22 protein-coding genes are annotated in these 24163 nt (G+C 26.3%); 10 read left to right on the plus strand and 12 right to left on the minus strand.

Annotated elements, in window-relative coordinates; genetic code table 11:
- On the minus strand, positions 1–1080 hold a 1080-nt coding region (locus J2127_RS05100), incomplete at its 3' end, for a tetratricopeptide repeat protein (RefSeq protein WP_209732492.1).
- A gap of 336 nt (positions 1081–1416) precedes the next feature.
- Between J2127_RS05100 and J2127_RS05105 the strand changes: the two genes are divergently transcribed.
- On the plus strand, positions 1417–5817 hold the full coding sequence (locus tag J2127_RS05105) for a NosD domain-containing protein (protein ID WP_209732493.1): 4401 nt from the start codon (positions 1417–1419) through the stop codon (positions 5815–5817).
- Between the two features lie 341 nt (positions 5818–6158).
- Complete coding sequence (locus J2127_RS05110; protein ID WP_209732494.1) at positions 6159–8534, plus strand: KAP family P-loop NTPase fold protein; 2376 nt, start codon at positions 6159–6161, stop codon at positions 8532–8534.
- A 12-nt stretch (positions 8535–8546) separates the two neighbouring features.
- On the opposite strand, the gene J2127_RS05115 is transcribed toward J2127_RS05110, so the two are convergent.
- The 3 genes from J2127_RS05115 to J2127_RS05125 all read right to left on the minus strand — a co-directional run bounded on the left by J2127_RS05115 (position 8547) and on the right by J2127_RS05125 (position 9435).
- On the minus strand, positions 8547–8723 hold the full coding sequence (locus J2127_RS05115; RefSeq protein WP_209732495.1) for a hypothetical protein: 177 nt from the start codon (positions 8721–8723) through the stop codon (positions 8547–8549).
- An 89-nt stretch (positions 8724–8812) separates the two neighbouring features.
- Complete coding sequence (locus J2127_RS05120; protein ID WP_209732496.1) at positions 8813–8977, minus strand: hypothetical protein; 165 nt, start codon at positions 8975–8977, stop codon at positions 8813–8815.
- An 83-nt stretch (positions 8978–9060) separates the two neighbouring features.
- Complete coding sequence (locus tag J2127_RS05125; protein ID WP_209732497.1) at positions 9061–9435, minus strand: winged helix-turn-helix domain-containing protein; 375 nt, start codon at positions 9433–9435, stop codon at positions 9061–9063.
- 200 nt (positions 9436–9635) lie between these two features.
- Here J2127_RS05125 and J2127_RS05130 point away from each other — a divergent pair, with 200 nt between their 5' ends.
- The 4 genes from J2127_RS05130 (at position 9636) to J2127_RS05145 (ending at position 13115) form a co-directional block, all read left to right on the plus strand.
- The gene (locus J2127_RS05130; protein WP_209732498.1) at positions 9636–9785 is read left to right on the plus strand and encodes a hypothetical protein; all 150 of its coding nucleotides are present in this window, start codon (positions 9636–9638) and stop codon (positions 9783–9785) included.
- Positions 9757–10119 carry a hypothetical protein gene (locus J2127_RS05135; protein WP_209732499.1) on the plus strand — a complete coding sequence of 121 codons (363 nt, stop codon included), beginning with the start codon at positions 9757–9759 and terminating at the stop codon, positions 10117–10119. Before J2127_RS05130 ends, J2127_RS05135 begins: the two co-directional genes overlap by 29 nt.
- A gap of 711 nt (positions 10120–10830) precedes the next feature.
- Complete coding sequence (locus tag J2127_RS05140) at positions 10831–12168, plus strand: MBOAT family O-acyltransferase (protein ID WP_209732500.1); 1338 nt, start codon at positions 10831–10833, stop codon at positions 12166–12168.
- An 8-nt stretch (positions 12169–12176) separates the two neighbouring features.
- Positions 12177–13115 (plus strand): SGNH/GDSL hydrolase family protein, encoded by a 939-nt coding sequence (locus J2127_RS05145; protein WP_209732501.1) that lies wholly within the window; start codon positions 12177–12179, stop codon positions 13113–13115.
- Positions 13116–13164: 49 nt separating this feature from the next.
- Here the strand turns inward: J2127_RS05145 and J2127_RS05150 are convergent, their stop codons facing one another.
- From J2127_RS05150 to J2127_RS05155, 3 genes are all read right to left on the minus strand, one after another.
- The gene (locus tag J2127_RS05150; RefSeq protein WP_209732502.1) at positions 13165–13461 is read right to left on the minus strand and encodes a hypothetical protein; all 297 of its coding nucleotides are present in this window, start codon (positions 13459–13461) and stop codon (positions 13165–13167) included.
- Between the two features lie 195 nt (positions 13462–13656).
- Positions 13657–13782, minus strand: coding sequence for a hypothetical protein (locus J2127_RS08510; protein ID WP_281063935.1), 126 nt, complete (start codon positions 13780–13782; stop codon positions 13657–13659).
- Between the two features lie 162 nt (positions 13783–13944).
- Complete coding sequence (locus J2127_RS05155; RefSeq protein ID WP_209732503.1) at positions 13945–14664, minus strand: lipase family protein; 720 nt, start codon at positions 14662–14664, stop codon at positions 13945–13947.
- 904 nt (positions 14665–15568) lie between these two features.
- Between J2127_RS05155 and J2127_RS05160 the strand changes: the two genes are divergently transcribed.
- Entirely contained in the window at positions 15569–15772 is a 204-nt protein-coding gene (locus J2127_RS05160; RefSeq protein ID WP_209732504.1) for a hypothetical protein, read from the plus strand.
- A 96-nt stretch (positions 15773–15868) separates the two neighbouring features.
- Here J2127_RS05160 and J2127_RS08515 read toward each other — a convergent pair whose 3' ends face one another.
- The 4 genes from J2127_RS08515 to J2127_RS05175 are packed head-to-tail and all read right to left on the minus strand — an operon-like array spanning position 15869 to position 16928.
- On the minus strand, positions 15869–15994 hold the full coding sequence (locus J2127_RS08515; protein ID WP_281063936.1) for a hypothetical protein: 126 nt from the start codon (positions 15992–15994) through the stop codon (positions 15869–15871).
- Positions 15970–16269: a hypothetical protein gene (locus J2127_RS05165; RefSeq protein ID WP_209732505.1), complete on the minus strand. Its 300-nt coding sequence runs from the start codon at positions 16267–16269 to the stop codon at positions 15970–15972. Before J2127_RS05165 ends, J2127_RS08515 begins: the two co-directional genes overlap by 25 nt.
- Before the next feature lie 9 nt (positions 16270–16278).
- Positions 16279–16500 (minus strand): hypothetical protein, encoded by a 222-nt coding sequence (locus J2127_RS05170; protein WP_209732506.1) that lies wholly within the window; start codon positions 16498–16500, stop codon positions 16279–16281.
- Between the two features lie 29 nt (positions 16501–16529).
- Positions 16530–16928, minus strand: coding sequence for a hypothetical protein (locus J2127_RS05175; protein ID WP_209732507.1), 399 nt, complete (start codon positions 16926–16928; stop codon positions 16530–16532).
- 960 nt (positions 16929–17888) lie between these two features.
- On the opposite strand from J2127_RS05175, the gene J2127_RS05180 reads away from it, so the two are divergent.
- Positions 17889–20423 (plus strand): DNA cytosine methyltransferase, encoded by a 2535-nt coding sequence (locus J2127_RS05180; protein ID WP_209732508.1) that lies wholly within the window; start codon positions 17889–17891, stop codon positions 20421–20423.
- The gene (locus J2127_RS05185) at positions 20404–21639 is read left to right on the plus strand and encodes a hypothetical protein (protein WP_209732509.1); all 1236 of its coding nucleotides are present in this window, start codon (positions 20404–20406) and stop codon (positions 21637–21639) included. The genes J2127_RS05180 and J2127_RS05185 overlap by 20 nt, the downstream gene beginning before the upstream one ends.
- A 194-nt stretch (positions 21640–21833) precedes the next feature.
- Here the strand turns inward: J2127_RS05185 and J2127_RS05190 are convergent, their stop codons facing one another.
- Positions 21834–23411: a DUF2254 family protein gene (locus tag J2127_RS05190; protein ID WP_209732510.1), complete on the minus strand. Its 1578-nt coding sequence runs from the start codon at positions 23409–23411 to the stop codon at positions 21834–21836.
- Between the two features lie 321 nt (positions 23412–23732).
- Here J2127_RS05190 and J2127_RS05195 point away from each other — a divergent pair, with 321 nt between their 5' ends.
- Positions 23733–24143 carry a hypothetical protein gene (locus J2127_RS05195; protein ID WP_209732511.1) on the plus strand — a complete coding sequence of 137 codons (411 nt, stop codon included), beginning with the start codon at positions 23733–23735 and terminating at the stop codon, positions 24141–24143.
- Positions 24144–24163 lie beyond the last annotated feature (20 nt).

Below are 24163 nucleotides of genomic sequence, written 5' to 3' on the forward strand. Positions count from 1 at the left end.
ATCCTCTTTTATATCCTCTTTTATATCCTCTTTTATATCCTCTTTTATATCCTCTTTTATATCCTCTTTTATATCCTCTTTTATATCCTCTTTTATATCCTCTTTTACAACGGATTTATTTTTATATTCTTCAACATTTTTCGGTATCGAACTTACTTTAGTTTTAGCTTTAGCTTTCGTTACTTTTTTATTCTTACTCTTATTATTGGTATCTTTGATCTTTTTAATGTCTTTTTTCTTATTTTTCTTATTTTTCTTATTATATTGTTTTAATCCAATTATAATTATTGTAGCAACTACGAAAATTGACAATAATGCTAAAATCCAATTTAAATCCATGAAATTCACGGATTCTAACAGGCCATCATTTTGCGAATTTCCATTGTTAGTATTTGAATTTACAAGCTGACTCTTAAATTCTTCCGCAAGTTTCTTATTATTTTGAATATCGACGTTATTCGGGTCTAATTCCAAAGCCTTATCGTAGCATTGGATAGCTTTATCGTATTTATCCATATTGTATAGTGAATTTCCTTTAGTATTGTAGATAGTCGCACTTTCGGGACCTATCTCCAAAGCTTTATCGTAGCATTGGATAGCTTCTTCATACCTGCTTAATTCGTGAAGTGCATTTCCTTTATGATACCAAGATATATAGTTGCTATTGTTTACTTGTATTGATTTGTCATAGCAACTTATAGCTTCTTCATACCTGCTTAATTCGTGAAGTATGTAGCCTTTATCCATTTGATTAAGATAATTAGTTGGGTTTACACTTATGGCTTTATCACAATAGTTTAAAGCTTCCACGTCTCGCCCTAAATCGTAAAGAAGATATGCTTTATAAATGTAAATGTTGTCATTATTTGGCTCCAATGCTATGGCGTTATCGTAGCATTCTAAGGCTTTATCATACTGCTGTATGCTAACACAGTTATTTCCTTCCTCAACCCAATCATCTGCAGTATATCCATAACTATCCAAACTTCCAGTTTCTAATCCCAATACTGGATTTATAAAAACAAATAAAATCATCAACAATGATAAATTTTTGAAATTCTTAAATTTTTTAATATACACATAATTCAACTCCATTCAACTCCAAAGATTGGTAACAAATTTTTAGATTAACTTTTTAACTTTTTAACTTTTAACTTTAAAATTTACATTTAACTTTAAAATCGACCATTAATTTTAAAGATTTTAAAACATATTCATATTGATACTATTTTATTATTCATACTATTTATATTATATTTCCTTACATGACATTATTTAGAATACTATTTTATCATTATGTTTACGATTAAATAAATAATTATATATTTAATTACTGCTAAATAAATTAATTTGTATTCTAAAAATTGATTAAAATAACAAAAATAGTAATAATATAGAAGGTTTAATTGTGATAAAATGAATCAGCCCAACTTAAAAAAAGTATTCTCAGTATTATTGGTACTTTTAACGGTTACTTCGGTAATGCCTTTGGAAATTGCAAATATTTCCAATGATTCTAGTAATGAATCAGGCAATATGAGTTTAGAAGTGCTTAATGATACAGATACGATTAATAATTTATTAATTAATGAATCTAGTAATGAATCTATCACTTATGGTAATAATGATAGTAGCAATGTTATTGCAAATCTTAACAATAGTACTGCCATTAATAGTACTATTGGTACTACAAGTACTACTATTGGTGATGATAATACAACCCCAAAGGATACATATGATAATATTAGTACGATTGGCGCAAGTAAAAGTAACAGTCCCGTGTTACAAAGTATCGCTCCAACTCAAACTACGTTGTCAAACTCGGTAGCTTCACCAGAGATTCGGACTTTAGGTACAACTTCAGATTCTAGAATTCCCATAACAGGACCTACAATAATTGATAAACCCGGATATTATTATTTAAACAATGATATAACGTTTAACTCTAATTATATTACCGTTAAATGTAGCGATGTAATCATAGATGGTAATGGTTATACCATATCAAGCGGAGGGGAGACCCAATTTATTCGAATTAATACACTAACTAATGACTACATATCCAATGTTACTATTAAAAACATTAAAATAGACAATTTTGAAGTATGTGGTATGGATATAGCTAAATTGAAAAATAGTTTAATAGAAAATGTTGAAATAACTGGTAGCAGAATGTGGGGTATAGCACTTCATTCCTGCGAAAATATTACAATAATAGGCAGTAATATTGAAGGTTATGGTCTATATATCCGAGGTTCGCAATTAGAGCATTGGAATACTCATACGATAGAAAATAACCACATAGGTTTGAAAAAGATATATTACTTCAAAAATCAAAAAGGCGGAACAGTTCCAGAAGATGCGGGTCAAGTAATACTCTCAAACTGCAAAAATATGAAAATGGAGAATTTAGATATTACCAAAACCATGATGGGAATATTACTTAGTTATTCTAACAATACCTTAATCAATAATGTAAATTGTTGTGATAACCGGGTGGGTATTTGGTTATATGAATCAAATTATAACAATATATCAAATAGTATTTCAAATTTGAATAATCGGAACATCTACTTGATAAATTCAAGTTATAACAGAATATCTGATAATGAAGCCCAACGTTCAAGGGTTTCTTCAAGTATTATATTGTCAAAAAGTAGCAATAACGTAATAACTGGAAATACTGCATCAAATAATGAAGTATCTGGTATTACAGCAGATGAGGAAAGTTCTAATAATTTAATATCCAATAATATTGTAAATTTAAATAAAAATAATGGTATTGCGTTATTTAGGTCAACTAACAATAGTGTAATAGCAAATATAGCAAATTCTAACACGCGCAATGGTATTTACTTATATGGTTCAAATAACTATACAATACGGGATAATCATCTTTCCTCAAATATTCTTACTAGTATTTCTATAGTAAATATGGTGAATGGACAAGTGGATAACAATGTCATAGTATCTTGTAAATCAGGTTCAGGAATTTCAGCATATGGAACAATTAATACCACCATATTTAATAATACTGCAAATTTAAATAAATATAATGGAATATCGTTAATAAATTCAAAAAATAATATTTTAAAATCAAATAATTTAACTTCAAATAATAATTATGGCATATATTTAAAAAATTCAGAAAATAACTCAATATATAACAATTCATTGAATAATTCAAAAAATACATACGTTGAATTAGGCGGTATAAACTACTGGAACACAACCAAGTCAAATGGTGGCGGTAACCATTGGTTTGCCCCAAACGGAACAGGTTTCTCAGAAATAACACCTGATAACAATAACGATGGTTTCTGTGATGCTGTACATAAAATAGACGATAATAATATCGATAACTTACCCCTATCGGGTAAAAAAATAGTAGTTGAAGAGAGTACTAAAATTACTATAAACTCTCCAAACGCAGGCACTATTAAAACTAATAAATTCTTAATAAACGTTACAGCAACAGATAAAGATGGAATAAAAGAAGTAATAGCAAATATTAACAGTGCAAATATCACATTAACTAAACAAGGTAACTATTATATTGCAAATAAAACATTAGATAATGGAGATTATATCTTAAAAGTATTTGCAGAAGATTTATTAGGTAATAAAAACTCAAAACCATTAAAAATATCAATAAATGTTAAACCTACCAATAATAATGATAACGATGATATTCAATTAATTTGGAATAGTACTTTCATATGTCCTGAAGATGAGTATTGCCCATATCTTACAGTCTTAAAAGAAGACTGCATTTATACAGTTATCTCGGGCACTAAAAAACGTCTAATATTAAAATATGATTTAGAGGGTAATTTGATATGGAATAGAACCATTATAAACTCAAATCCGATACCTGGTGGCCACAGTTGTGGTGGTCACACAAGTATTAGTGGCAATTCTAATCCATATATTAGTTTTGCAGGTAATTTTGAAGACGATTCTGCCTTAGTATATGCAGTTTATGATTTTGACGGTAATTTGATAGTACATAAGACATTTAATAATAATTATTATATAGACATAATAAAAAATAATAACTCCACAGATTATTATTACATTAGCAAAAATACATCCTCAAATAATGAGATACTTATTTCCAAATACTTAAAAAATACATCAGTTTGGAACACGACCTATAAATGTAAGGGAATTATTGATGAATATAGAAAGCTTAGTAAGGAAAACATTTTATATTTAACACTTATTTCAAAAGATGAAACCGATAAACGTGAAGTAATTTCATTAAAATATGATTTAGATGGTAATTTGTTATGGAATACGACATATAAACTTCAAGATGCTTATGAAATAACTGAATATAGTTATGAAGATGGCAATTATATGATAAATGTATCCGTTACCAATTTATCTAAAAAAATATCTTTAAAATACGATGATAAAGGAAATTTATTAGAAACTAATTCATATAAGATGTTTTATAAAAAATATGACGATAATATATACGAAAGCGATAATTCCGTATTTATATTCAATATAACGACAAATGAATCAAATAATTATTTAAACATATCAAACTATGATTTAAATGGTACATTATTACATAATGAATCAATATTAACAAATTTAAAAGAAATTGATGACATTGATAATATTTATTATTCATATAAGGATGGAAAATTATATTTACAAATATCTGGAGTAGATAAAAATTCAAATAAACAAATTACACTTTTAAAATTTGATGATTCGGGTAATTTGTTATGGAATACAACTTATGAATCAGATAATATATACTCAATAGATTGGCCATGTGGTAGAGCTGATGGAATATATGTATGTATTATTGAAAATGATATTAATAACGAGTTAATTAAATATTTCAGATTATTAAAATATGATTTAGATGGTAATTTGTTATGGAATCACTTATTTAACGATTCAAGCGTTAAAATTTCAGATTCATTGCCAATACAACCCAAAGTATCATATGATTCTAAATACTTATATTTGGTACTTCAAAGCTCTAATATATCTGACTTATCCGTCTTAAAATATAGTTTGGGAGATGTTGTTGATACAAATGGCCCTAAAATAATAGTAAATTCTCCAAAAGCAGGCAATATAAAAACTAACAAACTATCGATAAATGTTACCGTAACAGATGATACTGGCGTAAGCAAGGTAACTGCAAATGTAGATAATGAAGATATCAGCTTATCGAAAAAAGGTAACTATTACATTGCAGATAAAACATTGAGCGACGGTAATTATAAAGTAAATATATATGCGGAGGATTTATTAGGAAATAAAAACTCAAAAACTGTAAATATTGTAGTAAAGACTAAAAACACCCCTCAAAGTTCCAATAGGGGACATTCCAATGGAAACCGTAGAAGTAGTGACGTATCCCCTACAATCAAACTAAATGTTATTAAAAACGTAGTTTCAAACTCGGCAATCGTATGCGGAAGTAGTTTTGATAGGCAATTAGCTAAAAATCTAAAAGAAACCATTAATCCAGACGATTATAAAATTGATAGAGATACTATCGTAGTAGGTGGGCCAATTTCAAACGCATTTGCTAAAAAATACAATGATAGATTCAGTAGCCCAATATCAAATAATTATCCTGGCAAAAATAGAGGAGTTATTCAAATAATTAAAATACCTGATGATAGTAGTTCGATAATTCAAAGTCATGATATGATCTATATAGCTGGTTCTGATAGATTAGGAACTCGTGCTGCATTAGAATATTTTGAAACTCTTAATGAATTACCTGAAGAACCTGTTATAGTAGAATGGACTAGTTCTGGTTATAAGGTAGTTAACTAACCTTTTGATGAAACTTTTTTTAAAAGTTTCGTTAAATCATCAATTTGTAATTATATCGTATTAATGACTGATAATTACACTAAAAAGAATATAAAGCGTTATATATGGAATAACTTATTCCATAATTTATTTTTTTAAAATTATTATTAATTGAGGTTTTTTTTATGCTATATTATTAATTTATTATCTAAAAATTCAGTTAAAAAGGGTTATATATTTTTAAAAATAAAATTGTTGTAATATAATTTTAAGGTGTTAATAATTTCAATATATAATTAAGCATAACATAACCAGCTATTTAAAACATAATTTAACAATACATACTAAGCGAGGGCGAAAATGTGGGAAATAAAAATATAATAATGGGAATTAACAATGGCGAAGGTAAAGATCTTCTTGAACGGAGGGAATTTCATGAAAACCTAACTAATGTAATGAATTGGCAAGATCAAGATAAAAATGGTTTTGTAATCGGTCTTTATGGTTCCTGGGGCTCAGGTAAGACTTTTTCACTTACTAAATCCTTGGATACGTTAAATAAAGAATATGAAAATGGAAAAAATAAAGAAAAACCAGAGATTGTTCATTTTAACCCCTGGTATTTTGCAGAAACTGATGACTTAATATTACGTTTTTTTGGAGTGTTATCTGGAGCACTTAAAGATAGACAGAGTAAATTAAAAAATATAAAAGAATGTGTTAATGAAGAACTTTTTGATAGTATAAATGATTTATCCAAACAGTTAGATGGTTACTTTGAAAAAATAATGGCATTATCTGTACCGGTTATGAACCCCACATTATTGGGAATGGGGCTGGTGGGTAAAAAACTTACTAAAAAAATACAAAAAAATTATGAATCATTTTATAACATTGTTAATCTAAAAGAAAATTTAAATAAAAAATTTGAAAAATTACCATTTAAGATAATCGTTGTAATGGATGATATAGACCGATTAAATGATAAAGAGATATGCCAAATATTTCATCTTGTAAAATGCTTAGCAGATTTTAAAAATGTAACTTATGTTTTATCGTTTGATGAAAAAATTGTATCCAACGCATTAGAAAATTGTCAAAAAGGCTATGGAATGCACTATCTTGAAAAGATTGTACAGTTTCCAATAAAAATGCCCCATCCACATGGAATAGTTTTAGAAAATATTTTGGAAAAAGAATTGGAAAAAATAATGGGGAAAGACCCTACAACCATTCCCCAATACTATGAATTTTATCACTTATCATTTAGCAACATGTTAAATAATATTCGAGATGTTAATAGATATTTAGCCATATTTAATTTTAATTATAATTTATTAAAGGGTAAGGTAAATGAGATAGATTTAATTGTATTAACTTCGTTACAAGTTTTTACGCCTGAAATTTATGATTGGATTAAAAATAATAAAAAATTATTTGTAGGTTATTCCACATCTGTAGGCGGGTATTCTACCAGTAATTTAATCAATACTGAAATAGATCGGTATTCCGAAATAAAAGAACGTTTAAATAATAGATATATACCTGTCGAAGATATAGATCAATTACTTACGGGTTTATTTCCTAATTCACCCCTTAATAATATTAACGAGATGAGTCCAAAAGAGGGTGATTTAGAAAATAGAATATATGGGGAAAACTCTTTTGAAACTTACTTTTTATACGATAGCTCAGACTATAGTTTTGATAAAGACTTGATGTTCCAAAAAACTGAAAATCTTTCGGAAAAAGATTATTTAGGTTTTTTACAAAAACTATCTAAGGAAAATCGGTTAGAATTATATATTTCAAAATTATGTACTAATCCGCAAATACTACACGATACTCCAAAAAATAATATTGAAATAGTTTCCGATGGATTAATTAGTAGTTTAAACTATATGCTTCCACATAATAAAGAACATATCAGTTGGAAAATATTTGAAGGATTAGATAAATTATTTGTTATCACTAAAGATCCTGAAAATAATACAAAAATACTAATAAATTCTTTGAAAAAAAGTGAAGACTCTTACTTAATTCTCGATAAAATAATATACAAATATCGAGAAAAACCCGACGAACCTAATAATCCATATTTATCAGAAGAACCCCATTATTTAGATTTTAATTATATTTCTAATGAAAAATTAGTTAAAATAATTAAAGAACTTTACAAAGGCTTGCATTTTGAACATATAAGTACCATACTTTCAGGAATAAGTAAGGAAAAAATATATTATGTGTTAAAAAACCTTGATAAAAGTATAATTTTAGAATGTATGCAAAACATAAAACATATTTCAGGAATGAATATATTTGCAAATTTGACAAAGTTAACTGAAGAAGAAATAAGTGAAGAAATCTTAGGAGATACCGAAGAATATTTGAAATCTAACGATTTATTTATGAAATATATCGAATTTAAAAATAAAAAAAATTATGTATCAACAGAGCACCCTATAGTTTATTCACTATCAAAAAACACTACCGTTTCATCAAATACTCAGACCTTGATGGGATTAAATGAACCAGCAATGGGTTTTGTACTTAGTAAAATTAATGAAAATAATTTAAAACGTATTGCTTCCCAATTACAGGATGATAATGGACATGAAATATATGAAAACGTAGTCCGACTTTCTAAATTAAAATATTTCTTAGAACTTGAAGAGATTTCACCTGAAAAAATAAACTTCTTTATAGAAAATACGCCATATTATAAAAATCAAAAATAATTATTTTTATATTTATTTATATAATTTTTTTAGAATTTTTAATTCAATTTCTAAAGTATGTATAATCTCTAAAATTTCTTTTTTTTTAACTTCATTTTTAAAATCTAAAATAGCTACATGAGTTATAAACGTACCCATTAAAGAACATAGTTTTAAACACGTTTTTTCAAACGATTCTTCACATCCCACATTTTTTTCATGATAAAAATCCTTTTTGAGTTGTTCAAATTCATACTTGCAATTAAAATGATCAAAATTAGATATTTGTGGGCAAATCATTATTTTTTAAAAGTTAAATTTTCTATTTTATTTGCAATTACCCCATTATTTATTTTAACGTTTAAATTATTTTTTTTAGATTCTTCAACCTCTTCAAAATCTACCAATTCTAAAATATCATCATCTGTGAATTTATCATTTTCTAATTTTCTTAGATTTTTCATAATATCATAGCCTATAAATTAGTTAGTTTATTAAATTTACCATATGATTTAGATGTATCTAATAAAATATATATGTTTAGGATTTAATTCTTTTTTTCACAATTGTTTATTGAAAATTCTAGATTTTCTATTTTATTTGCAATCACTCCATTATTTTCTAATACTCGAACATTAAAATTCATAATCTCGTCATCTAATTCATCTCCTAAGTTAAATATCTCAAAAGCTTTTTTACCTATCGGGGTTAGGTAATAGTAGGTCCTAGGAAATTTGTGGGTTCCACCTACCTCTTTTTTACCTATAATATTTAGTTCGTATAGTTCTCGAATAGCCCGTCCCAAAGCTCCTTTTGATATTTCAGAAATATCCATTAATTCCCCAAAATATATTTGTTCGTGTTCTCTTATAATTTCCAAAATCTTACGCATATTTGATTTTGACAGGGATTTTAATATCATAATATACCTTTTTAAATTTTTACTATTATTTTATTATTTTATTTTTATTTCTTATTATTTTATTATCATATTCGTTATAATCATATATACAGTTTGCTATAATGTTAATAGTTATCATAAATGATAACAGTTATATAATAGAAGATTATAAAGATATAACCAATAAGTTAGGAAACAATCTAGTTTAAAGGGGACGTACTATGAATAATATAACAGCATTTAAGATAATAAAAAATGTGGCCAATTATTATAAAGATTTTTTAGAAATTTCTGAAAGAAATGGGGAACTTAAAATTAAATCAAAAGAGATAGGTGAGGGTAGTGGTAACGCAGGGCGAAATATTAGATAAAATAGTTGAGAACGGGGGCGTTATCTCTTCAAAGGAATTAAAAAAGGCATATAATTTAAATGAAGGTTCAAGTCATTTATCTTCACGACTTAAACAACTTCGGAAAAAAGAGATAATTGAAAAAATTGAAGGACCAAACAGGCAGATATTATATTTTTTAAAAGATTTGTCTTATTTAAATATAATTAATGATGAAAAAACTAAAAAATATGTAGAATTTTCACTAACTACTGAAGAATATAGGGAATATAAAAATTTAAGGGAACTATACAATACTAAAAATGATAAAGAATTTATTATGCAATTAATTAAAACGAAAACGGATAAAAAATGAAAATAAGAATAAAATAAAATATTGATAATATAATCAATCCAAATTTTGAAATAATGAGTATTTTAAATCTTAATAAAATAACTGATAAACCTTTGAATGTACCGCCAAAAATATAACATTACAAAAAACTGCACAGATCCAAAAGTTAAAAACCGTTGAAGTTGCAGAAACTCCGAGCCTACCAAATATTAAAATTAATATACCTGACCCAGTTCCTCCAACACCGCCGAAACCTATTAAGATTCCAGAACCGTTTGAAGAACCTATATTTAAAGCTCCATCTCTTCCTAAGTTTGATGAAGATTCATTACTTGGAAACTTTGAAACGAATAATAAAAAATTATAAACTCCATTTAATATTTTTTTGCCAAGAATTATATTTTTTATTATTTATTTTTATTATTATTTATTATTGAATCATGATGCTTCCTAATTAATTATATAGTTATGATATATTATGTACTAAATAATATAAGATAATATAATATAATATAATATAATATAATATATACGGGAATTAACCATATATTTATATATCATAATATCATATCGTTAACTAAATTTTTTAATATAATTAACTAAATGGTGATTATATTGTTATTTAATTCCATGGAATACCTAGTTTTCTTTCCATTGGTACTTGTACTGTTTCTCATTACTCGTTCAAAATATAGGTGGCTAATTTTACTAATTGCTAGCTACTACTTCTATATGAGTTGGAATCCTGCATACATCGTATTGATAATACTATCAACAGTAATATCTTATATTACCGCTCTAAAAATGGGCAAAATTTCAGAAAAGGAAGATAGAAAGCCTTACCTTTATATGAGTTTAATTTTGAATCTTGGCTTACTATTTGTATTTAAATACTATAATTTTTTCAGTGATTCAACAGTATCAATATTCCAATATTTAAATTTACCAGTATACTTGCCTACTTTCGATTTACTACTACCCGTAGGGATATCATTCTACACGTTTCAAGCTTTAAGTTATACAATCGATGTTTATCGAGGAGTTAAGGAGCCAGAAAAGCATTTTGGAATTTATGCACTTTACGTATCTTTCTTCCCCCAACTTGTTGCTGGACCTATTGAAAGGTCTACTCATTTATTACCTCAGTTTAGGGAAAAATATAAGTTTGATTATGATAAAACAGTTTCAGGATTAAGATTAATATTATGGGGTTTTTTCTTAAAATTGGCTATTGCGGATAATGTGGCACCTGTAGTTAATGCAATATATAATAATGTTTATGAATATACTGGAATACCATTAATACTAGCTACCATACTCTTTGCTTATCAAATATTTTGCGATTTTGCAGGGTATTCGTATATAGCTATTGGTTCCGCAAGAATATTGGGCTTTGACTTAATGGATAACTTTAAAAGTCCATATATGTCTAAATCCTTCTCCGAATTTTGGAAGAGGTGGCATATCTCACTATCCACATGGTTTAGAGATTATTTATACATTCCATTAGGTGGAAATCGAGTTTCTAAACTAAGACATTCTCTAAACTTATTTATTGTATTTTTAGTAAGTGGATTATGGCATGGTGCAAACTGGACATTTATTATTTGGGGTTCGATACACGGTGCTTATTTAGTCATAGAAAATACAATTAGGCAACTATTGGCTGGAAAAGAGCTTAAATCAAATATTTTATTAGATATCTTGAAAGTGATGACAGTATTTTCATTTGTATCTTTTGCATGGATATTTTTCAGAGCAAATAATATAAGTGATGCTTTATATGTGTGTACACACCTATTCACAGATATTTTTAGTACGTCAGTACCTCAATTAGCCGAAGATTTGTCCAATATTGGTCTGGGAACATATTCATCTCTAAAGATTGTATCGGCAATATTAATATTGGAATTTATTCATATATCTCAAAATATCAAAGAAAATAATCCAATTAAATTTAAAATATTGAGTAATACATATTTAAGATGGTCAATTTATTACTTCATAATATTTTGGGTATTAATAAATGGAGCATTTCAATCAAGTGAATTTATATACTTCCAGTTTTAGGTGGTAATTTGAAAAGACTATTAAAAAAATCAGTGATTTTTATTACTGTATTTATGTTAATGCTGTATAGTTTAAATGCAATTTATAGTAATACAAACGGCTATAAAGATGTAAATAATATGTATAGCTTTAACAGTGTAAGTTATAACTTAGAGCTGGTTAATTTTGGAACATCTCACGGAATGATGGGTATAGATTACCAAAATGAACCATACAACGCATTTAACTTTGGACTAACTAATCAATTACTGTATTATGACTACTGTTTGTTAGAACAGTATTCTGACCACCTTAATGAAGATTGTGTGGTAATTATACCAGTTTCTTACTTATCATTGTATCACAATTATAGCGAGCAATTACCTAAACAAGAACCTCGTTATTATGGATATTTAGATGATAAATATTTAAACATAACTTTTGAAAAATATATTCGCTATGTGTTATTTCCCATACTATCCTCAGGAAATGGTAATATCTTGTATTTAATCAAAGATAAAGCCAACATATCTAATCCTTGGAAATATAATATAAAATATATGGGAGAAAATGAGTTAATAGATAATGCTGAAAACTGCGTTAGGTATCACTACTATTCAAAACTCCAAGTATTCCGCCCTGTTGATAATAAATCAGTATATTATACTAAAAAAATGATAGAATATTGTAAAAATAATGGATATACTCCAGTATTGATTACCATTCCTACAACGGATGAATATACTAATAAAATCCCTCAAAAAGTATATGATGAGTTTTATTCAATTGTTCCAGGAATAGCAGAAGAGTACAATGTAACTTATTTAGATTATAGTAATCATACCGAAATATCGTCAAACCATACATTATTTAGCGACTCTACTCATTTAAACGTAAATGGTAGAAAAGCATTCACAAAACTACTGATAAGTGATTTGCAAAATAAGTCACTATTAAAATTGAAATAGTTAGAATCTATTAACACAATAAAAACTATTGGAATACATAATCAGATAATTAAAGTATTTTCATAATATTTTTAAACAAATATTTCATTCCTAAATTATTAACATCTATTTTAGGGCGTAATGCTATGGAAATTACTATCGCAGTTAAATATATTGTTATTATAGAAAATGCGTTACTAAAAATTAATGAAAATATCATTGTTTTACCGATGAGTTGATTAACATAATCTGCATTTAATAAAAAATAAAATCCTATTCCGAATAATAACGTATAAAGAACTAAATGTGATAGGAATAACTTGGAATGGATATACTTATCCATCCAACTTTTAAATTTTTTAGACAAAATAAACACCTTAAACTTATAATATAACAATTTTATTTTTAAAAATATATAACCCTTTTTAAGTAAATTTTTAGGTAATAAATTAATATTAAAAAATAGTTTAAAAAAAAGAAATCATTTAAATTATATTTGAGAAATCATCATGGTTGTTTTAAGTATTCGATAGCATCTGATCAGGTATGAAGGTATAGGAACTTATACTAAATACGTAAATGAGCTACGATCGTTTGAAACAGTGAATAATCTAGGGGTTGGAACTTCTTCAAACATATAAAATGTAATAATCACCATATACTCTACAATCATTGTCACTGTAATCATATCTTTTATTGATTTTGAATCTTCAATATATCAGAATATATTCTTTTTGAAATAAGATATAATCCAAATAATAAAATTTTACATATCTTATTATTATTTCAAATTTTTAAAATGTTACTTAGAAAGTTCTTTAAAAAAATAAAAAAATATTATGTATGAATATTATCTATGAAATGGGTCATAGTTAATATTTCTAAATGCATTTTTCAAATATAATTCCATATAATGGTTAGCAAATAGGTTAAACTTTATTGCCACAATATCTTCAACCATACTCTCGGAATTTACTGCCTTAATATCTTCAACCATACTCTCGGAATTTACTGCCTTAATATCTTCAACCATACTCTCGGTAGTGCCTCCAAAAGGCCTTTTAAATTCTCCATCCTTGCAAGTATAATTTTCTCCCTCATTACAGGATAAATAAAAATTGTTACAATGATAATATCCCCAATAAGGGAGATTCGCCACAGGATCATACTTATTGACTACCCTAAAATATTTGGATTTATTTTTTGCGTCATTTTGAATTTTTTCAGTGACCCACTTAGCAAAATTTTTATCGCCAACCCGAGGTTGTCCAAAAGTTGTAATACGCTCAAAATCTTTTAAACTATCACATACAAATGCAGATAAAAGAGCCTGAGCCCCCCCAAGACTGTGTCCCGTAATGTATATTTTTTGATTATTAGTTCTGACTAGTTTCAAAATGCTGTTTATAGCACGTTCCATTTCTTGAACACTTTTATAAAAACCGGCATGGACATACCCAGACCCCTGTTTAAATCCTGTTAACTTTTTATCAAGATCAGTTATCCAATTAGATAAATTAGCTGACCCCCTAAAAACCAATATTATGAAGCGTTCGTTGTATAAAACCATGAATCTATATGGGCCTACATCTCTTATAATACAATCAATGGAAGGATCAGTTCGTTCCCATGCCCAAACTTGATCCATTATCTTATCACTATCCGCATATACTAAGTTAGATAATTCGGCGAAACGGTAATTATTCTCTGGATTATATTCATCTGTATCGGTAAAAATGAATTTATCTACCATCAACCTTGCATAAATATTATTTACATTCATTCCTTGATACAGGAGAAATAGTTTATCATTAAATACTGTTGCTACAAGTGCTCCACCTGTTATTTTATCATTTAATCTTTTTTCTTTCGCCCACTTATTTCCATCATAAGTTTGGTACCATATACTTTCTTTATCGAGTCCGTTGTAAAATAAATATAGCTTATCCTTAAACTCTCTTGTTGCGAGTGCTCCGCCAGTTCGCCCCTTTAACGGAATGCGAGAATAAGAATATAGTTTTTTATATGTATTTCAAGCATTGTATCCCCCAAGTTGAGTTTTGAGTTATATTATGTAGGTACATTTAAACTTAAAATAAAGTAAAATAAAATAAAAATAAATTAAAAGAACATTTAAAAAATTAATCATGGGTAAGGTTTAGTAAGTTACATATTATATTTATTTAAAAAGCAATATTTAAACATGCTGATATAATTACAACAAAAATCGCCAAAAAAAGCACTATATTAAACTACGCTGACGAATTAATTAATTAATTAATTAATTATGTACCCAATTAAGAAGATTATATTTTTAAAAATATTTTGCAAAACTATTTTAAAATCGTTTCTGAGACCTTAAAAGCCATATTTCCAATAAAATAAAAATTTAGACTTCCGACTACAAATCAAATTTTATCAATCATTTTTTAAATAATTTGTTAGGTCAAGAAATAGAGCTGACAAGTAGTAAAATGAATGAAGTAATAAATAATAGTACTGAAATAAACTTAGAATTATTAAAAAAATATGATGATTATAACCTTAGAAGTATATATAACATATTATACAATTGCGATGAAATTGATTTCGAAGAAAGTGAATTGTTAAAAAATGAAATAAAATATCTTATTTATTATGTAATAGAACAAATATTACAAGAAAAAAACATACATTGATTTGGACAATATTGAATACAATAATGAATTATTAGCAAGAACATATTTAATATTTGATGCGGAGGAATTGCAAAATGATATTTTTAATATTTTAGCTTATTTTTCATTATCCATTAATGTTTTAAAATTTAGTACTGAGAAAGAAAACATTGAATTTGTTAAAAATGAAACTCCATTTACACCATAACCTTTAAATTTTAAAACGCAATCGTTAGATTCCATGATTCTTCACCGTTATATGATGAATTAGTTCCATTATTGGTATATTCTATATTATATCCGATATTACATTTTTCTGATGTATTATTGATAAATTCCTCAATATAGGGCACAGTTTTTGATTCTTTTTTAGAATATCCATTTCTTTCATAAATTGGACTAGGGGCAGGTTCTATTTCATATGAACCACATTCAATTAACTCATCCATTAATTGATCTTCAGTTATATTATTTAAATAATCTTTAGCCATTTTTAATAATTTTTCAGTTATATCCATATTCTCACCTCAATACCAATATGAATACGCATTATGTAATTTCATAAAACACTCTTCAAAAGAGTTACAATTATGATATTTAATATTTTTAATAAGTCCTTCTTTTTTAATACATATCTGCTTTTCAGGGATTTTATAAATATGTGCGTAATATTCTGTTTCTGATGCTTTATTTTGAAATGTATGAATTACAACATCAAAAAGATTATTCCAACCCATATTTTCAAACATAAAATTGATCAAAGTTCCCTCAGAAATTACTATATTCCCATATTTTTTTTATTTCTTATTTTCATAAACACTTCATTGCAAATTTCTCTAAAGGTTAGTAGGGTTTTTAAGTCATCTAAATCATAGATCCGATCTTTAGGTATATTTATTTCCGAAGTTAATATAGTATATTTATCAAATAAATCATTTTTTAGCAAGTCTAAAGATGAATAATATGTATCGACCATTCGAAAATGTAATGTTAGTATCCAATCATATGCATTTAATTCTTCTTCGAAAAAATATACTCCATCGCCTAACCAGTGATCTTTTCTCTTTTTTAATTTCTTACTCCAATGTGTAGTACTATTATTAAAGTGTCGAGATTCATATATCTTAGTTCCATTCAATACTTTTGTACCAGGGTCAAGTATTTTTTCATAAGTCATACTTCTACCTTTAATATATAATAAGTATAATTGATATGATATTTATACATATTATTTATTTATTGGTTTGTTTGCCATGTAATATTTTCTAAAAAAATACACTTTCTCGCCAAAAATAGCTATTTTATACAGGGGGCTAAAAAACCCGCTTAACTATTAACTTAAATGTTTAATAATTATTCATTTTTATTCATTTTATCTGCGGGATTACCCTATTTTAAGTAGTCCCGTACACTAAATTACGGGACTATATATATATCGAGGGATTTCGATATATTAACGATATGGGGTGAAATGTTTTTAATCCCGTGTAGTGTGAGTAAACTTTGCAAGTCCTTACTAAGCTATGCCTTTTATAGCCCTAACAGAGAGCAGTTTACTTGGTGTCTTTTTGAGATTTTCTTTAAAAACTCTTTAAATTAAAAAATAAGTTCAATAAGCCCGTAGATGGATTTTAAAAAAATAAGGGTATAACGTACTTAAATAAAGCTATAAAACTATAAAATAACTACTTTAAAAGAATAGCAAATTTAAATAAAACAGATTTTAAAACTAAGCTTAAATAAAACTTCAATAAAAGAATACGCGGAGACCGCGATTTGAACGCGGGTTGAACAAAGTTCAACGGGATTAGCAGTCCGGAAAGTTGATAAACAACTTATTTTTAGTTAGATTGCTAAATGGGGTATTTTCACCAAATTTCAATATCTTAACTCGATAATCCATTGAGATATGTCTTAATTTAATCCGCAGGACTAAAACCGTTGCTTACATCGTGGTCCTGTAATTTGTGAGGAAACTTTTTTTAAAACGATATTTTGTTAGTCCTTAGTATTGTGAGTACGCGGGACTATTTTTTATAGTAGTTTAGTTATAATATTATAAAATCAACAATATTATTATAATACTAAAAAAGAAAAGTTTTAAAAAATTAATTTTTTCAGAATTTTGAGGATTAATATGGATAATAAAAAAACATACATTAGTTTATTTAGCGGTGCAGGAATTGGATGCTATGGTTTTAAATTAAATAATTTTGAGTGCATCGCATCAAATGAATTAATCGAAAGAAGATTAAAAATCCAAAAATTTAACAAAAAATGTAAATATGAAAGTGGTTATATTTGTGGAGATATATCTGAAAAAAGTATCAAAGAAAAATTATTTAATGAACTTAAATTATGGAAATCTGTTGAAAAGATAACTGATGTTGATGTAATAATTGCTACCCCCCCTTGTCAAGGTATGTCCGTAGCAAATCATAAAAAGAAAAAAGATGAAATAATACGGAATTCACTAGTAACTGAATCTATCGTTTTGGTAAAAAAAATAAAGCCCAAATTTTTTATTTTTGAAAATGTACCCTCATTTATGAAAACCATATGTACAGATTTGGATGGGATCAATAAAAAGATAGGCGAAGCAATATCTGAAAATTTAGCAAAAGAGTATTCCATATATGGCGAAGTTATAAATTTCAAAAATTATGGGGCCTGCTCTAGTAGGTCAAGAACTTTGGTCATAGGCGTTAGAAAAGACTTAGCGGATTATATAAGCCCTATCGAATTATTCCCTGATAGGATAAAAGAAAAAACATTAAAAGAAACTATTGGTCATTTAATACGTTTGGAAGATTTCGATCAGTATGACCCTAATGACGTGTATCATCGCTTTAGGGCTTATCCAAAACACATGCGAAGTTGGATTTCAGAACTAAATGAAGGGGAATCTGCATTTGAAAATAAAAATCCTAAAAATATACCTCATAAAATAGTAAATGGGGAAATAGTATATAATAAAAATAAAAATGGAGATAAATATAGGCGACAATATTGGACTAAAGTTGGTCCATGTATCCATACTAGAAATGATCAATTAGCCAGTCAAAATACCGTACACCCCCATGACGATAGGGTGTTTAGCATTAGGGAATTAACGTTGATGATGACAATACCTTGTGAATTTAAGTGGTCAGAAAAATCAATTGCAGAAATATCTAAATTATCTGACATTGAAAAAAAAGCTTATTTTAAGAAAGAAGAGCTTAATATCCGACAATCCATTGGTGAATCTGTTCCTACGGAAATTTTTAAAAATGTATCTAAAAAAATATCAGATTTTTTGGATCAAAAACATTTGAAAAACACACAGGTTGAAAGTTTAATTGAAAGATATCAATTAAACGACATCGATAATTTAAAAAAATTTATTGAAAAAAATGAATATAACTATTGTATTGCATCTTTGTCAAAAATTGCAGAACTTACAAATAATAAACGAACTGCCAATTCTGCATATTACACAAATAAGTCAATAATTAATGAAATTGTAAAAACTTGGCCTGATTTGACTAAAGATGAGATAAATATCTTAGAACCCTCTGTGGGCGTAGGGAATTTCCTAAATATTATTATAAAAAAATATGATTATGCTAAAATTTTGAATATAGATGTTGTAGATATAGATAATGATTCATTAAATATATTGAAAACTTTGATAATGAAAATGAATATTCCAAATAATGTTAATATATCCTTTATTAATGCTGATTTTTTGAAATATGATGTATTGAAAAAATATGATTTAACGGTGGGCAACCCTCCATTTACAAAATTAAAATCAAAAGATCCATTGGTTAAAGAATATTCTAAAAATAGATATAATAACAAAACGACTAATATTTTTGCATTTTTTTTAGAGAAATGTATGACAATAAGTAATTATGTTTCGATGATAACACCTAAATCTTTATTAAATACCCCTGAATTTGAATTAAGTCGAGAATATATTGAAAAATATAATGTAACGGACATTATTGATTTTGGAGAATATGGATTTAAAGGAGTTCTTGTGGAAACAATCTGCCTAACGATTTCATTAAATGAAAAACCAAAAGACGTGCATGTCAAATCAATACCTAAAAATAAAAAGATAAAGCAAAAACAGAAGTACATATTTGATAACAAACTCCCATATTGGATAATTTATAGAAATGATAAATTTGACGAAATTTGTAACAATATGGAATTTGGAATATTTAAAGTTTTTAGAGATAGGCAATTAACTAATTCAAATACTAATTCTTCAGATGGAATTAGGGTTTTAAAATCAAGAAATATATCTGATAATGGTAAAAAAGTTTTAGACATACCCAATTATGATTCATATGTTAAAAAAGAAATTGCAGAAAATTTTTCTGTTTATAAATACTTATATCAAGATGAAGTATACCTAACACCAAATATGACATATAATCCGCGTGTTATGAAAAAACCAAATGGTATGCTAGTGAATGGGTCGGTGGCAATATTAATACCTAAAAAAGAATTTTCACTAACCACTGAAGAAATGGAGTATTATTCTTCCCCAGAATATCGTGAATTTTACCATATAGCTAGAAATTATCAGACTAGATCATTAAACATTGATAAAACTTCCGTTTATTTTTTTGGAAAGTTTAATCGAGGGCAGGAAAATGACACAAATTACAAATAATAATCCCATAGATGAATTATTATCTGGTAAAGACTATGATATTAAAAAGAGCAGAAATGCAAGATGGATAGATCAAAAATGCACGCCTGACGTTTTATCAATTATCGCAGAATGTATTTTAATGTATGCTAAAAAAAATCAAAATCATTCTTTTAAATCAGCAGATATATGGCATAATGACGATAGTAATAAGTTAATAGTTGAAAATTTTAAAAAACCGAGTACAGATCATGAGGGTGCTAAGAACGAGTATGATAAATTTTTTCAACAGCCTATGGAGTTAATGAGTTATGCAGGTATTTTAAATAAAGAAAAGAAAAGGGGACGTAACTATTATGCTATTATTAATTTGACAATTTTAGAATATATATCATTGTCCCCAACTAATTCTTTAAATTTTTTAGTAAAATATATTAAAAAAGTTTTAGATGACTCTTCCATTTATTCATTATTTCAGAATTATTTTAATCATCAAACCCCAGATACTTTTCAAGAGCTTAAACAGAAATTCAAAGAATTTACAATAGCAAATACTAATATAAATGGGGAATTTGAACCTAATAGGATATTTATAAAGGTAATGAATCCTTTAGCTTTTAAAAATAATGCAAAAGGTACTAAAAGGGGTTTTATGTCTAAAGATATTATTAAATGGCCTGATTTAATATATTCTGTAGACAATTTTAGGGATATACAAAATAAAAAGCCAAAAAACCTAACTCGGGAAGAATGGAAAAATATAATAGCTAAAAAAAATAATTATATTAATTTAAAAAGATTATCAAGAAATGCCGTATTCAACTACCAAAAATATATTAAAAACTATAAAAATGGCATTTCAGAGTTAAATAATGATATTTTTCAGGGTAATCCTGAAATACATCACATATTTCCTAAATCTCAGTACCCCAATATAAGTCATTATTATGAAAATTTAATAGCATTATCCCCCAATATTCATACCCTAGCCCATAATAATGGAAAATATAGCACGGTAAATAAAGAGTGCCAATTAAAACTCTTAATTTGTAAGAGTAAATGCATCGAGGAAAATAGTAATAAACCCATATCTCAACAAATGTGTTCATTTGACAATTTTATGCACGTATTGGATGAAGGTTTTGAGACGGACTTATTTGAACGTGTGAAAACAAATAATTTTAAAGAAGTAAATAATATACTGAATGAAAGATTAGAAGATATAGGTCATAATTAAGATCACAAATTAGATAGTAGGATTATAATTAAATCAAATATTGATTCAGTTGATTTAGAAATTAATAAAATGGTTTATAAACTTTATGAATTAACTGATGAAGAAATAGAATTAATTGAAAATTCTATTTAATTATTCTTCTATTTCTATTTTTAAGTTATTAGATTAATAATATATAATTAGTAAAATCTTCTTTAAACGACGTTATTAGTGTTTAATACTTTTTTAATATATTCATAAGTAACACTTTTTTTTAATTCATTAGATATCTCTTTAATATCTTCTTCAGTAAGTTCTTTTTGATATATATCAAAATATTCAAGATTAATATTCAAATACTGTTCAAAACCTATGGTGGACAGTTCTAGCCTTTCAGCATTTAAGTAAGTACATAATGTTAAAATGTTTTGGATTACTTGATTATAATATATAGTATTGCGATATTCTGTATTTTTTAATTTTTTAAATAAATAACAATTTAATAATAATGAATGACGATATAAGTTTTTTATAGATTTTAATTCCGTTTTATTATGGTAATTTAATACTTCCATTGAGTCTTCAATAATAACATTTAATATATCAGTTACTAATTTATTTGAGATGTCTAACTTATTGTTTTCAAAGATTATTTTTAACAATTCATAATATATTTCTTCAAATACACATTTGTTAATCCCATATTCTTTTTTATCATATTCATAAACATTGGGGATAATAACCAATATTTTGTAAAAAGTATCAAAATAAGCAGTATATGCTTTTTTAACATAAGTATTATATTGAATATCAGATACCTCCTTTTTAAGAATTTTGTATAATAACTCCATTAGAATTTCTTTATAATAACTTAATATATTATGTTTAACTTGCAAGTTTAAATTTAAAGATTTATTTTCAATGAGTGTAGTAAAATATGAGATTTGATTTGTAAATATATTGTTTAGATATAAAAAATCTAAATCTAGTTTTATTAATTCTTTATTTACCTTATTTAATGAGATAATACACGTTTGAAGAATGGATAATCGATTATTATATATTGAGTATTCTAAAATTTGTAAAATTTCTATTGCAAATAATTCTAAGTTTTTAGCACATTCTTGTACATTAAGGTCGTATTTTTCCTTAGATTTATCACCGGGATTCAAAACATAAACTAAATAGTCGATAATTGCATATACTGCGTTTTCATCTTCATAATATTCCATACTTCTATAAATATAACTTTTTATATTTTTATAGGGATTTTTAACTTTAAAATATGCTGTTTTAGATTCTTGAATTTTTTTATCTTGCAGATATTTAGCATATATTTTTAATTTATCTTCTTTTTTATTTTCTTTTAAATTTTCCATATTACTTTTTATATTTTCGTTACCCATCGCATCAAGTATATAATACAACAGTTCCTCATATGCTATGTCTAATGTTTCATCCAAAACATTTTCTGGCTTTAAATTTACAAGGGTGTTTTTAATATAGCACGGAATATACATTAAATTAATTAAAAATAATCCAAATGCGGTGAAAATTAATGACTTTGATAGGACATCTAATTTTAAATGGAAAATTAAAATTAAATCTAAGACAATAGATATTGTATAACATCCTATTAAAAACCATAATCCCTTACTTTTTAAAAATATGTCGTTAAAACTTTCAGAATATCGTTGAGCAGTTAACTGTACTGCAACTAATGTTAATGTAAGTAATAATGCTCCAACAGTTGCTTGAATTGCTGCCATATTTGTTAATAACGAAATAATCATATTCAAATTATTATCAATAGTTAAATCAATCCAATATAAATTATATCCAAAAATAAATGTTAAAAAAATAACAATATAACCCAATGCTAAAACTATATTATTGTAAAGTTTATATTCTTTTGTTCTAATGCATATACCCCATATGAGCCAGTATGTGAATAATAACATAAAAAATGCAAAAATTATATAATGTAAAATTTTTTCCATTCCTATTACCTCAATTATGAATCAAATAAATTATATAATTAAAGTTATAAAAATGTAATTTAATTAAAAAAATATTATATATTTACGATATTAAAATTACCTATGGTGATAAATATGGAAAGATATATGCCAAATGAACTCTATATGAAAAGGCTGTTCAATAAATTAAATGAAATTGAAGAAGATCAAACAAATGGATTTAAAGCTGATTTAGATCTTGATTGTTATGTAAATAATACAATTAAAAAAGTAAATAGTATGGAACAAGGTATTGATGAGCAAACTGAATATGCTATTATTAGAGGATATTCAAAACAGGAACTTTTGGTTGAATACACGATATCATTCTATCCAAAATTTCTTTCAAGTAATGAATACTATGGTAATCAAACTAATCGAGAATCTAGATTACGAACTGCATTGGCATTGGCAAGGTCTCGAAATAAATCAAAAAATAAAAATATATATTTGGAAGCTTTGAAGCACATTTCAAATATTATTTCAAAACTTCCAAAATTTAATTAAATCATATCCAAATAATATTG

The organism is Methanococcus voltae, assembly GCF_017875395.1.
GTDB lineage: Archaea > AGJL01 > Methanococci > Methanococcales > Methanococcaceae > Methanococcus > Methanococcus voltae_C.

What these genes read in the sequence shown, in the direction of transcription:
- J2127_RS05105 (WP_209732493.1), top strand. Translation starts at nt 1,417, where the DNA reads ATGAATCAGCCCAACTTAAAAAAAGTATTCTCAGTATTATTGGTACTT.
- J2127_RS05120 (WP_209732496.1), bottom strand. Translation starts at nt 8,977, where the DNA reads ATGAAAAATCTAAGAAAATTAGAAAATGATAAATTCACAGATGATGAT.
- J2127_RS05125 (WP_209732497.1), bottom strand. Translation starts at nt 9,435, where the DNA reads ATGATATTAAAATCCCTGTCAAAATCAAATATGCGTAAGATTTTGGAA.
- J2127_RS05130 (WP_209732498.1), top strand. Translation starts at nt 9,636, where the DNA reads ATGAATAATATAACAGCATTTAAGATAATAAAAAATGTGGCCAATTAT.
- J2127_RS05140 (WP_209732500.1), top strand. Translation starts at nt 10,831, where the DNA reads ATGAGTTGGAATCCTGCATACATCGTATTGATAATACTATCAACAGTA.
- J2127_RS08510 (WP_281063935.1), bottom strand. Translation starts at nt 13,782, where the DNA reads ATGATTACAGTGACAATGATTGTAGAGTATATGGTGATTATTACATTT.
- J2127_RS05155 (WP_209732503.1), bottom strand. Translation starts at nt 14,664, where the DNA reads ATGGTTTTATACAACGAACGCTTCATAATATTGGTTTTTAGGGGGTCA.
- J2127_RS05160 (WP_209732504.1), top strand. Translation starts at nt 15,569, where the DNA reads ATGAATGAAGTAATAAATAATAGTACTGAAATAAACTTAGAATTATTA.
- J2127_RS08515 (WP_281063936.1), bottom strand. Translation starts at nt 15,994, where the DNA reads ATGGAATCTAACGATTGCGTTTTAAAATTTAAAGGTTATGGTGTAAAT.
- J2127_RS05165 (WP_209732505.1), bottom strand. Translation starts at nt 16,269, where the DNA reads ATGGATATAACTGAAAAATTATTAAAAATGGCTAAAGATTATTTAAAT.
- J2127_RS05170 (WP_209732506.1), bottom strand. Translation starts at nt 16,500, where the DNA reads ATGTTTGAAAATATGGGTTGGAATAATCTTTTTGATGTTGTAATTCAT.
- J2127_RS05175 (WP_209732507.1), bottom strand. Translation starts at nt 16,928, where the DNA reads ATGACTTATGAAAAAATACTTGACCCTGGTACAAAAGTATTGAATGGA.
- J2127_RS05180 (WP_209732508.1), top strand. Translation starts at nt 17,889, where the DNA reads ATGGATAATAAAAAAACATACATTAGTTTATTTAGCGGTGCAGGAATT.
- J2127_RS05185 (WP_209732509.1), top strand. Translation starts at nt 20,404, where the DNA reads ATGACACAAATTACAAATAATAATCCCATAGATGAATTATTATCTGGT.
- J2127_RS05190 (WP_209732510.1), bottom strand. Translation starts at nt 23,411, where the DNA reads ATGATTATTTCGTTATTAACAAATATGGCAGCAATTCAAGCAACTGTT.
- J2127_RS05195 (WP_209732511.1), top strand. Translation starts at nt 23,733, where the DNA reads ATGGAAAGATATATGCCAAATGAACTCTATATGAAAAGGCTGTTCAAT.